The organism is Citrobacter meridianamericanus (assembly GCF_041320245.1).
Classification (GTDB): Bacteria; Pseudomonadota; Gammaproteobacteria; order Enterobacterales; family Enterobacteriaceae; genus Citrobacter; species Citrobacter meridianamericanus.
In genome coordinates, this window is record NZ_CP101036.1 from 3,815,877 (window position 1) to 3,827,948 (window position 12,072).

Sequence of the window (12,072 nt, forward strand, 5' to 3'; positions counted from 1 at the left end):
GTAAATAATAAGATGCCGATATGGACTTGATATGTCTGTTTATAAAATTCCTCTGGTACAAAATGTTCTGGAGGCCGCTCAGGAACGCATAACCTGGACACTAGAAACTCTGCCACGCGTGTGCGTCTCATTCTCTGGAGGAAAAGATTCAGGGCTAATGCTACACCTGACAGCCACGCTCGCTCGTCAGTTAGGAAAAAAAATTAACGTCCTGTTTATCGACTGGGAAGCACAATTTTCCTGCACTATCGACTATGTAGTAGCTCTACGTGAACGTTATGCCGATGTCATTGAACGATTTTATTGGGTGGCCTTACCGCTCACCACCCAAAATTCACTCTCACAATTTCAACCCGAATGGCAGTGCTGGGAACCTGATACACCGTGGGTTCGTCAACCACCTGCGGATGCTATAACCGACCCTGAGTTCTTCTCTTTCTATCAACCCGGCATGACATTTGAACAATTTGTTCGTGAATTTGCTGACTGGTTTTCAGAGAAACGACCAGCCGCCATGATGGTGGGCATCCGCGCCGATGAGTCATACAATCGTTTCGTCGCTATCGCCAATTCTCATAAGCAACGTTTTGCCGATGATAAACCCTGGACTACCAGCGCCCCCGGCGGGCACACCTGGTATATTTATCCGCTTTATGACTGGAAAACCGCCGATATATGGACCTGGTTTGCAAAAACCAGAATGCCGAGCAATCCCCTATACAACCTGATGTATCAGGCTGGTGTCCCAACGCGCTACATGCGCATTTGTGAGCCCTTTGGCCCGGAACAGCGCCAGGGATTATGGCTATATCATGTCATTGAACCCGAGCGCTGGGCAGCCATGTGCGCCCGTGTTAGCGGCGTCAAAAGCGGGGGAATTTACGCTGGACATGATAATCATTTTTACGGTCACCGGAAAATACTCAAACCAGAGCATTTAAGCTGGCAGGAATATGCCATGCTGCTATTGAACAGCATGCCAGAGACGACTGCAGAACATTACCGCAATAAAATCGCCGTTTATTTACAGTGGTATAAGAAAAAGGGCATGGACAATATCCCGCAAATTCAGGAAAAAGATATTGGTTCAAAGGATATTCCATCGTGGCGGCGTATCTGCAAAGTCTTGCTGAATAATGACTACTGGTGCCGGGCACTTTCTTTCAGCCCAACAAAACCTAAAAACTACCAACGTTATAACGAACGTATGAAAACAAAACGCCAGGAATGGGGGATTTTATGCAGCAACGATTAACTCAGGAACTCACTGGTTTTCTTTCTGGCCTGTCAGAAGAAGAGCGAATTGAAGCGATCAATCAATTCAGAATGGCGATACACAGCGTCAGCCCCTTTCGCGATGAGCCTGTCGATTGTGTGTTATGGGTTAAAAATGATCATATCTCGCCCAACGATTACAATCCCAATAACGTTGCCCCGCCGGAGAAAAAGTTGCTGCTGAGATCCATCGAAGCCGACGGATTCACTCAACCTATTGTGGTGGTCCAGTCAACGGCGGAAGACTATGAAATCGTCGATGGATTTCACCGTCATGAGTTAGGTAAAAGCAAGCCATTGCTGAGATCACGCCTGCATGGCTATCTGCCCGTCACCTGTTTACAACGCGAACGCCACGAACGTATGGCAGCGACCATTCGCCATAACCGTGCTCGCGGGCGGCATCAAATTCACGCTATGTCGGAAATCGTTCGTGAATTATCACAGCTGGGGTGGAGTGAAGAGAAAATAAGTAAAGAGCTAGGTATGGACGACGATGAGGTTTTACGTCTAAAACAAATCAACGGCCTGCAAGAGTTGTTTGCCGACCGTCGATTCTCTAAAGCCTGGACGGTGAAATAGCTATAGCGAAACCAAACGTTCGGCTGCCGCTAGTAGCGTCGATTCTTGCTTGGCAAAACAGAGGCGAATCAACTTATGCGGAAAAGGATCGGCGCAAAAAACCGACAACGGGATCGCCGCAACGCCCACCTCAGTCGTTAGCCACTGGCAAAACTCAACGTCGTTAAGCGTAGAGACAGCGCTGTAATCGATCAGCAGAAAATACGTGCCTTCACACGGGAGTATTTCCAGGCGGCTATCACGCAAGGCATTCACCAATATGTCGCGTTTTTGCTGATAAAATGCTGGCAGCTCATGATAGTGCGCTGGATCTTCGCGCAGCATATCCGCCAGCGCCAGCTGCGCCGGCGTATTGACAGAAAACGTCAGATACTGGTGAACCTTGCGCAATTCTGCGCTAATGGCGGCAGGCGCGACGCAGTAGCCGACTTTCCAGCCGGTCATATGATAAGTCTTACCAAATGATGAAACGGCAACAGCGCGTTCACGTAGCTGGGGATGCGCCAGCACGCTGGCATGACCCTGTTCAGCGAAGCAGATATGTTCATAAACTTCATCACTGATGACAAAGATCTCGCGTTCTTTAATCGCCTGCCACAGCGCATCAAAATCGGCGTGATGCCACACGGTGGCAGAAGGGTTATGCGGTGTGTTAAGGATCACCAGCCGGGTACGTTCGCTGAGCAAAGCGCTAAACGCCCGCCAGTCGACGCGAAAAGACGGCGGTTGCAGCGCGATACGTTTCACCACCCCGCCGGATAATTCGACCGCAGGCGCATAGCTATCGTAACTTGGGTCAAAACAAATCACCTCATCACCCTGACGCACCAGCGCCGTAATTGCGGCGTACAATGCTTCCGTTGCCCCTGCGGTGACGGTCACTTCACTATTTGCGTCGGGACTAAAGCCGTATAACTGCGTGGTTTTATCCGCAATAGCTTCGCGCAGCGGCTGCACACCCGTCATCGGCGCATACTGGTTTGCACCATGCGCGACGTGATACGCCAGACGTTCCTGCAAAAAAAGTGGACCGTCAAAATCAGGAAATCCCTGCGAGAGGTTAATGGCCTGATGCTGCTGCGCCAGCGCGCTCATTTGCGTGAAAATAGTGGTGCCCAGATTAGGTAGTTTGCTTTGCGGAATCAGCGGGTTATTACTCATTATTGTTATCCCAGCGTGTGATGTTGTGGTTGAAGCCACTATAGCACGATGCTAGTATTTGGCAATCAAGACGTTCAGACGTCTATATAAAAATAACCTGCCAGGACAGGACAGCCAAAAGGACAAACACAACATGAGTAATACCGAGATTCGCGTCGTCACCGGCCCGGCCAACTATTTTTCCCATACCGGCAGCCTGTCAAGACTCAACGATTTTTTCACTGCCGATCAACTCTCACACGCTGTCTGGGTTTATGGTGAGCGCGCCATTGATGCGGCCCGCCCTTATCTGCCAGATGCATTTCATCTTGCCGAAGCTAAGCGCCTGTTGTTCACAGGACACTGCAGCGAAACCGATGTAACTGAACTACAAAAACTGTCAGGAGAGGATCGCAGCGTGGTGATTGGCGTGGGCGGCGGAACCTTGCTCGACACCGCCAAAGCGCTGGCTCGTCGTCTCGGTTTGCCTTTCGTGGCGATCCCGACCATTGCCGCCACCTGCGCGGCCTGGACACCGCTCTCTGTCTGGTACAACGATGCTGGCCAGGCGCTACATTTTGACATTTTCGATGATGCTAATTTTCTCGTACTGGTAGAGCCGGAAATCATACTCAACGCCCCAGAGGAGTATTTACTGGCGGGGATCGGCGATACGCTGGCGAAGTGGTATGAAGCTGTCGTTCTCGCGCCTCAGCCGGAAACTTTGCCGTTGACCGTACGCCTGGGTATCCATGCCGCACAGACGATCCGCGATGTCCTGCTGGAAAGCAGCGAGCAGGCGCTAGCCGATAAACAACAAGGCAAGTTAAGCCGCACATTTTGCGATGTGGTTGATGCCATTATTGCCGGAGGCGGCATGGTTGGCGGTCTGGGCGAACGTTACACCCGGGTGGCGGCAGCACATTCGGTACACAATGGCCTGACCGTCCTTCCGCAAACGGAGAGGTTTTTACACGGCACCAAAGTGGCGTACGGCATACTGGTGCAGAGCGCGCTGCTGGAACAAGATGATGCACTGGCGCAATTGATAGCCGCTTATCAGCGCTTCAACCTGCCAACGCGGCTGGCTCAATTAGATGTGGATATCAAGAATCAGGCCGAGATTGATAAGGTGATTGCCCACACTCTGCGCCCGGTAGAATCCATTCACGCGCTAGCGGTGACGTTAACCCCGGATACCCTGCGCACGGCGTTCGAAAAGGTAGAATCGTTTACAGGGTGAGCGAAAAATCTGCCGGGAGCAGATTTGCACACTGCTTGCAGCGGCCCTGTAGGGGCGAAGCCCAGGGATGGGCCGAGTAACAAAGCCCACATACCTGCAGCTTGAATTATGAAGATCATTAACAACAGCGCGCGCCGCCTTTGCCCCCATAACGCGCATCCTGGCGCTCGCGGAAAAATTCTTCGTAGGTCATCGGCGTCTGATCCGGGTGCGTGACTCGCATATGTTCAACATAGTTGTCGTAATCCGGTACACCGATCATTAACCGGGCGGTTTGGCCTAAATACTTTCCGGCTTTAGAGAGCGTTTCAAACATAGTGGTTACCTGTCGTACAAACGCCCTCCCCGTTCAGGAGAGGGCTAATTGGTTAAGAGAATATTAGTGCGCGCCTTTCGCCTGCGCCACGATCTCTTCGACATTCTCAGGCATCGGTTCGTATGGCGTTTCTTTCGACGTAGGTTTATCTTCTTTCAACGCTGCCAGTGCAGTTTTGATAGAGAACAGACCCAGCACCACCACGACCACCATGAAGAAAATGGTAAGCCCCGCATCCAGACGGTTGTTAAACACCAGCTGCGTCAGCTGTGACTGGGTGTACTGTGCCGGAATGTTTCCGCTGTCGATCATAGCCTGGAACTTGTTGGCGATAGCCAGGAAGCCGATTTTCGCATCCGGGCTAAACGCTTTCTGCCAGCCAGCAGTCAGGGTACAAATCAGCAGCCAGGCGGTTGGCACCAGCGCCACCCATGCGTAGCGTTGACGTTTCATCTTGAACAGTACCACTGCACAAAGCATCAGCGCCATACCGGCCAGCATCTGGTTGGCGATACCAAACAGTGGCCACAAGGTATTAATACCGCCCAGTGGATCCACCACGCCCTGGTGCAAGAAATAACCCCAGGCCAGCACGCACAGCGCTGTCGCCAACAGGTTCGCTGGCAGCGAATCGGTACGTTTCAGACCCGGTGACATCACGCCCAGCAGATCCTGCAACATAAAGCGCGCGGCGCGCGTACCGGCGTCGACTGCCGTCAGAATAAACAGGGCTTCAAACAAAATGGCGAAGTGATACCAGAACGCCACATCCATCATGCCACCCAGCGCACCGTGCAGAATATACGCCATGCCCACCGCCAGCGTCGGCGCACCGCCTGCGCGGGAGATAATGGATTGTTCGCCGACATCGTTCGCAATCTGATGCAGCGTATCAGGCGTGATAACAAAGCCCCAACTGCTCACGACTTGTGCCGCTGACGCAACCACATCGGTGGTTCCGGCAGGTGCCAGTACCGCCATCGGGCTGTTCATCGCAAAGTAAACACCTGGATCGATAACGCAGGCCGCCACCAGCGCCATAATGGCGACAAAGGATTCCATCAGCATCCCGCCGTAACCGATAAAGCAGGCCTGACCTTCATTCGCCAGCATCTTCGGCGTGGTGCCGGAGGCAATCAGCGCGTGGAAACCCGAGACTGCACCGCAGGCGATGGTAATAAACAGGAACGGGAACAAGTTACCACTCCAGACCGGGCCTGTACCGTCAACAAACTTGGTCAACGCAGGCATGGTCAGTGTCGGGCGCATGATCAGGATCCCTACCGCCAGACCAACAATGGTGCCAATTTTCAGGAAGGTAGAAAGATAATCACGCGGTGCCAGCAGCAGCCATACCGGCAGCACGGCAGCGACAAAACCGTATCCCACCAGCATCCATGTCAGCTGTACGCCGGTAAAGTCAAAATAAGGAGCCCAGGTGGGACTTTCCGCCACCCAGCCGCCGGAAATAATGGCGAATACCAGGAAGACCAGACCGATGACCGACACTTCACCAATGCGACCTGGGCGCAGATAACGCAGGTAAATCCCCATAAAAATCGCCAGCGGGATTGTGAACGCCACGGTATAGGTTCCCCACGGACTGTGGGTCAGCGCTTTCACGACGATCATCGCCAGTACCGCCAGGATAATCACCATGATCATAAAACAGGCCACCAGCGCAATAACGCCTGCCGTTGGGCCCATCTCTTCTTTAACCAGTTCGCCAAGGGAACGACCATCGCGACGGGTAGATACAAACAGTACCATGAAGTCCTGCACCGCACCCGCCAGCACCACCCCGGCCAGCAACCAGATCATACCTGGCAGATAGCCCATTTGCGCCGCCAGTACAGGTCCAACTAATGGCCCCGCTCCGGCAATCGCCGCAAAATGGTGACCAAACAGCACTTTTTTATCGGTGGGAACATAGTCCAGACCATCGTTATGACGCACGGCTGGCGTCATACGCGTCGGGTCCAGCGCCAGTACATTTTTAGCGATGTACAGGCCGTAGAAACGATAAGCGATAAGGTAGACACAGACCGACGCCACGACTATCCACAACGCGTTGATCTGTTCACCGCGGTTTAATGCGATATAGCCGAGGGCAAATGCTCCCATTACGGAGAGCACTGTCCAGACGAGGTACTTCCCTGATTTGTTCATAGTTGTTATCCGTTGTCCGCTCCAGAGAGATGTTACATTTTGTTTCTATAACATCTTTTCTGAATTTAACAACCTGACAACCATACAAACCCGAAGTATCACTGAGTATTTACATTGCATTGTTAACTAGATCACTTCATTTACCTGTTAACGCTGCAATTTCATTTTACTTTTCAGGGTCACTTCACCCCATCACCGCAGTACCTAAACGGCAGGTGCAACAGCGTCGTCCCTGCTCATCAAAGATGACAATTTCCCAGCTCTGATTCTGACGCCCGAGGTGCAAAGGTTGGCAGACACCGCGCACTTTACCCTGCGAAACCGCCCGATGGTGCGTGGCGTTGAGTTCCGTCCCCACCACACACTGCCCGTCGCGAGTCATCAGATAACCCGCCATCGAACCCAACGTTTCTGCCAGAGCCGCAGACGCTCCGCCGTGCAGCAAACCAAACGGCTGATGCGTACGCTCATCCACCGGCATTTCGGCTTCCAGCACATCATCACTCAGTCGGGTATAGACCATGCCCAGGTGCGCCACCATGGTGTTCTGACTGGTGGCATTGAGTTCATCCAGCGTTAAATGACGTTTCCAGATCATCGTCATGCTCCCAGCGTAGAGCCGCCGTCTACCACGATATCCTGCAACGTAATGTGGCTGGCTAAATCGGAGGCAAGAAATAAAATCGTGTGGGCGATCTCCTGCGGCTGGGCGATTTTCCCCAACGGAATGCCGAGCTTATACTGCTCGCCAAATCCACGAATACGCTGCTGTTCCGCGTCATCGCTGACCCACAACGTACGCTGCATATCGGTATCGGTCGAGCCAGGCGAAACCACATTACAGCGCACACCGCTACCCGCCAGTTCAAGTCCGACGGTTAACGCCAGGCTTTTCAGCGCGGCTTTTGACGCCCCATAAGCACTCATGCCGATACGCGGCGTGTGCGCCGCATCCGATGCAACGGTGACGATCGCCCCGCCCTGCTGGCGACGAAACTGCGCCATCGTCTGCTGAAACAGATTGAACGCCCCGCCCACGTTGACGGCGAAGGTTTGCTGCCAGTCCTCAACGCTAAGCGCGTCGGTTGGTCCCATACGCAGGATCCCTGCGGCATTCACCAGTATGTCGAGACATTCGGTATTCGCGAGCAAACGCCCGCATACCTGCGCCACCTGCTGCGCGTTCGCCACGTCCATCACCTCGGTGGCAAAGGGATACTCTGCCAGCGCGAACTCGCGGTCAAAGCCCGTAACCTGTGCCCCGGCGTCAATAAACGCCAGCGCCGTGGTGTAGCCGATTCCTTTTCCCGCGCCGGTTACCCAGACGGTTTTCCCTGTGAAGTCAAATCCGGCCATTACTTCACCTCGCGGGAGAGCAGCGTCCACCAGGCGTCAATGGTCGGTTTTTTCGCCAGCATGACGAAATCAATGTCGCCATGCACTTTACGCCAGCGGGCGGCCAGCGCCATCATGCGAACCGAATCCAGTCCATAGTCGATCAGGTTTTCATCATCCATCGGCTCTTCTGATTCATCCAGCAGCGGCAGAATAACGCGGCGCAACGCCTCTTTACTGGCCGGGACAGGCATCGGCAATAATTCCTGCGTCATCACCACACGCCCGGAACGTCCCGCCACATATTTCAGCGACATCAGATGTTCGTCACGGCTAAAGTCCGCCAACGCATCGGCAACCATAAACGGTTTGATATCACGCATGAAGGCGTCTGTTGCAGTGGTCATACAGCCAATATGCGCATACACGCCGGTAATAATCAGTTGATTACGCCCGGTTTCCTTAAGCATCTGTTCTAACGGAGAGCGATGAAATGCGCTGTAACGCCATTTCACCAGGATAGTATCTGCTGCATCCGGTGCCAGCGCTTCAACGATTTTTTGCTGCTCAGGCGAACGCGTCAGGCCCGGCCCCCACATATCATTAAGCAAAGCACGGTCCTCATCACTCTGCTCTTTCGGCTGGGCGGTGTAATACACCGGAATATTATGCGCTTTGCAGTATTGACGCAGTGCGGCGATGTTAGCGACAACCTGCTCCATCATCGGGCAGTTATCGCCCCAAAAACCGATAAAATAGTCCTGCATGTCATGGATCAGCAGCGCGGCGCGTTCAGGGTCAAAGGCCCAGTCGACTTTGTTCACCGGAACATCAAGCGCCGTTGGTAGCGCATAAGCCTGCAGTTTAGGAATTGCCATCTCTTTTTCTCCTTCAGGCCAGTGAACGTGATGCCAGCCACTGACGTAATTGTTTTTTATCCACTTTCCCAACCGGCGTCAGCGGTAATGACTCAACGCATTCCACACGGTCAGGTAATTTGAATTCCGCCACGCCCTGCTCGCGCAGAAAACGACGCACCTGCACCGCGCGTAGCGGCTCTTTTACTACCAGGCAGGCGCAGCTTTTCTCGCCCATCAGCTCGTCATCCACACTGACCAGCGCCGCATGAATCACCGCCGGATGGCGCAGTAACAAGTTTTCGATTTCTTCGGCAGCGATCTTCTCCCCGCCACGGTTGATCTGATCTTTTTCGCGCCCCTGTACGGTGATGTAGCCATCCCGATCGATAGCGATCAGATCGCCGGAGCAGTAAAACCCGTTGGCATCAAAGGCGCTGGCATTGTGTTCAGGGCTGTTGAAATAGCCACGGAAGGTGTACGGGCCACGCGTCATCAGGCGTCCGGTTTCACCCTGTGGCAAAGGATTACCGTCAGCGTCTGCCACCCAAACCTCATCATCGGGACACATCGGGCGACCCTGGGTATTGATGATGCGCTCAGGACTGTCGTCCAGGCGGGTGTAGTTCACCAGCCCTTCCGCCATACCGAAGACCTGCTGCAACTGGCAGCCTATTTCCGCCGGAATGCGGGCGGCAAGCGTCGCGGACAAGCGCGCTCCGCCAACCTGTAACAATTTCAGCGATGCCAATTGCGCATTACTGCCCCACTCCGCAATCGCCTGCAGCCACAGGCTCACGGCTGGCGGCACCAGCGCCGTAACGTTCACCTGATGCTGTTCAATCAACGGGAAGCACAGCGTGGCGCTTGGATCGGCCGCCAGCACTACAGTTCCACCCGCAAGGAACACCCCCAGCGCGCCAGGTGAACTCATGGCGTAGTTATGCGCCGCCGGAATAGCGCACAGATAGCGCGTTTCTCCAGTGAAATGGCAAATCTCGTTGCTGCGGCGCACGCTGTAGTAATAATCGTTATGGGTACGCGGGATCAGCTTCGGTGTCCCGGTAGTGCCACCGGAAAGCTGGAAATACGCCACTTCATCTGCAGGCGATGGCGTAGCGGTAAAATCAGTCGCCGACTGGCTTATCGCGTTTTGCAGGTTGTGTTCACCCTCGTCATTGAGCAGCAGAACCACGCGCACCGAGCTGTGCTCGGCAACAAATGTGTTCAGAAAGTCATCTGCGGTAAACAGCGTATGCGCGCGGTCAGCGATCAGCAGCGCCGGTTTAATTTGTGTCGCGTAGGCGTTGAGCTCGGTGCGTTGATGGCTGTACAGCCCAAAAACAGGCGCCACTCCCAGCTTGAGCAGGGCAAAAAAGGTGACATACAGTTCAGCCACATTGCCCAGTTGCACCAGCGCGGTTTCGCCGGGTTTGATCCCCAGGCGGCGCAGGCTGCTGGCGAGATTATCCGCTGCCTGGTTCAACTGGCGATAGCTCATATGGCGTTCACCATCAATCACCGCCGTCTGGTCACTATCGGCGTGGCGAGTCAAAATGTCGGTCAGCGGCAAATCCTGCCAGTAACCTTTTTCACGATAGCGGCGGGCAAATTCTTCCGGCCAACGGGTGAAAGGAATACTCATGATTACTCCTTAGAGCCTGTCAATAAGGCGTATATTGTTGCAGCCAGTTTGGACACGGACAGCGCGGAGCAACCGGAGCGTACTTGTGGTACGTGAGGATTGTGAGCACTGCCCAGGGTCAAACTGGCAAATAAAATAGCCTGATGGACCAGGCTCTTAATGCAGGCCAAAAACATTCAACATGGTGGAAAGCTTGGCTCCCGTTTCACGCCATTCCGCAACCGGGGAAGAGGCTGGCACAATTCCTGCTCCGGCGAAGAAACGAACCTGATTGCGCAGCAGCCTCGCGCAGCGGATCGTCACGACCCATTCACCGTTACCTTCGGCATCACACCAGCCGACAATGCCGCCGAACAGTTCACGATCGAACGGCTCCAGTTCGGCGATAAGTTTGCGTGCGACCTGATGCGGGAAGCCGCTCAGCGCAGGCGTCGGGTGTAGCAGGCACGCCAACGTCAGGGCGTTTTCCTGCGCGTTGGCTTTACCTTCAAACGGCGTACCGAGGTGCCACAGCGTAGGCGTGGTAACCAGTTGCGGAGAGGAAGGGAGTTGCAGTTCACGGCTACGATCGCGCAATACATTTTTCATCGCCTGCGTCACCAGTTCGTGTTCATGGCGATCCTTCTCGGATGCCAGCAGGCGATTACCCGCCTCCCTGTCCAGCACATCGTCCGGCTGACGGCGCGCGGAACCGGCCAGAGGTAATGAGCTGAAACGATCGTCTTCTTTGCGTAACAGCAGTTCCGGACTGGCGCCAATCAATACGCCGTCGTCTTCAAGAGGCACGTGGAAGTTGTAGCTCGCCGGATTTTGCGCCACCAGCCGCTCCAGCAGGGCGCCGCTGTCTATATTGGCGTCTACAGTGATATCGATCAGGCGGGATAACACCACTTTGTCAACTTCCGGGGTAGACGTCAGCGCAGCCGCCCGGGCGACCATGTCTTCAAAAAAGTCCTGTTCTGGGATCGATTTACGTTCCACGACGTTCAGCGACTGATGCGCATTAAAATAACGTGATGACTGCTGCTTCGCCGTGCGGGAAAACGTCTGCCACGACTGGGGAATAAACAACGATGACGGCTGGCGTGTGTCAAAAGGGATCGCCCCGACCATGATAGGGTTAGCGATACCCTGCGATTTGGCATCAGCAAACAGGGCGCGCATTTTCTGTTGGAAAGGGCTGTCTGGCGCGTCGCCATCAATTGCCGGTTCCGCATAGCGGGCGAAGCATCCTGACGTCGTAAAACTACGGTACGGCGACATAAAGAAAAAACTGTCGGGAGCGAGCGTCGGCATAGTCTGCGTTTTTTCCTCGGCCAGTGACGTATCCATATCATCCTCCAAAAATGATAAAGGCTCTAATAATGATTATCATTTATATTTTCGGTCGCTAACCTAAAAGTAAAGCGGCAGTATGTCAACTCTTGAGGTAGCACAATGTGCGACTTTGGCTTGCATCCTTGTTCACTAACAATGAAAATGAGAAGCATTACTCATACTGATAACAGGA

Annotated in this window: 11 protein-coding genes; 3 read left to right on the forward strand and 8 right to left on the reverse strand. The window is 53.9% G+C overall.

Annotated elements, in window-relative coordinates; translation table 11 throughout:
• The first annotated feature begins 31 nt into the window (after positions 1 to 31).
• Complete coding sequence (locus NMD08_RS18810) at positions 32 to 1,255, forward strand: phosphoadenosine phosphosulfate reductase (protein ID WP_187252832.1); 1,224 nt, start codon at positions 32 to 34, stop codon at positions 1,253 to 1,255.
• Entirely contained in the window at positions 1,240 to 1,857 is a 618-nt protein-coding gene (locus NMD08_RS18815) for a ParB/RepB/Spo0J family partition protein (RefSeq protein WP_151218734.1), read from the forward strand. The genes NMD08_RS18810 and NMD08_RS18815 overlap by 16 nt, the downstream gene beginning before the upstream one ends.
• Here NMD08_RS18815 and NMD08_RS18820 read toward each other — a convergent pair whose 3' ends face one another.
• The gene (locus NMD08_RS18820) at positions 1,858 to 3,018 is read right to left on the reverse strand and encodes a pyridoxal phosphate-dependent aminotransferase (RefSeq protein ID WP_151218733.1); all 1,161 of its coding nucleotides are present in this window, start codon (positions 3,016 to 3,018) and stop codon (positions 1,858 to 1,860) included.
• Between the two features lie 133 nt (positions 3,019 to 3,151).
• Here NMD08_RS18820 and NMD08_RS18825 point away from each other — a divergent pair, with 133 nt between their 5' ends.
• The gene (locus NMD08_RS18825; RefSeq protein ID WP_210904811.1) at positions 3,152 to 4,240 is read left to right on the forward strand and encodes an oxidoreductase; all 1,089 of its coding nucleotides are present in this window, start codon (positions 3,152 to 3,154) and stop codon (positions 4,238 to 4,240) included.
• A gap of 118 nt (positions 4,241 to 4,358) precedes the next feature.
• On the opposite strand, the gene NMD08_RS18830 is transcribed toward NMD08_RS18825, so the two are convergent.
• From NMD08_RS18830 to entC, 7 genes are all read right to left on the reverse strand, one after another.
• The gene (locus NMD08_RS18830; RefSeq protein ID WP_151218731.1) at positions 4,359 to 4,556 is read right to left on the reverse strand and encodes a YbdD/YjiX family protein; all 198 of its coding nucleotides are present in this window, start codon (positions 4,554 to 4,556) and stop codon (positions 4,359 to 4,361) included.
• Positions 4,557 to 4,619: 63 nt separating this feature from the next.
• Positions 4,620 to 6,725, reverse strand: coding sequence for a pyruvate/proton symporter CstA (gene cstA, locus NMD08_RS18835; protein ID WP_187252835.1), 2,106 nt, complete (start codon positions 6,723 to 6,725; stop codon positions 4,620 to 4,622).
• Positions 6,726 to 6,909: 184 nt separating this feature from the next.
• A complete protein-coding gene (gene entH, locus NMD08_RS18840) occupies positions 6,910 to 7,323 on the reverse strand; it encodes a proofreading thioesterase EntH (RefSeq protein ID WP_151224911.1) in 414 nt (137 codons plus the stop codon).
• Between the two features lie 2 nt (positions 7,324 to 7,325).
• A complete protein-coding gene (gene entA / locus NMD08_RS18845) occupies positions 7,326 to 8,081 on the reverse strand; it encodes a 2,3-dihydro-2,3-dihydroxybenzoate dehydrogenase EntA (RefSeq protein ID WP_187259415.1) in 756 nt (251 codons plus the stop codon).
• Positions 8,081 to 8,938: an isochorismatase family protein gene (locus tag NMD08_RS18850; protein WP_370618756.1), complete on the reverse strand. Its 858-nt coding sequence runs from the start codon at positions 8,936 to 8,938 to the stop codon at positions 8,081 to 8,083. The genes entA and NMD08_RS18850 overlap by 1 nt, the downstream gene beginning before the upstream one ends.
• A 13-nt stretch (positions 8,939 to 8,951) precedes the next feature.
• The gene (gene entE / locus NMD08_RS18855; protein ID WP_370618758.1) at positions 8,952 to 10,562 is read right to left on the reverse strand and encodes a (2,3-dihydroxybenzoyl)adenylate synthase EntE; all 1,611 of its coding nucleotides are present in this window, start codon (positions 10,560 to 10,562) and stop codon (positions 8,952 to 8,954) included.
• Between the two features lie 156 nt (positions 10,563 to 10,718).
• Positions 10,719 to 11,894: an isochorismate synthase EntC gene (entC, locus tag NMD08_RS18860; RefSeq protein ID WP_187259413.1), complete on the reverse strand. Its 1,176-nt coding sequence runs from the start codon at positions 11,892 to 11,894 to the stop codon at positions 10,719 to 10,721.
• Between the last annotated feature and the right edge of the window lie 178 nt (positions 11,895 to 12,072).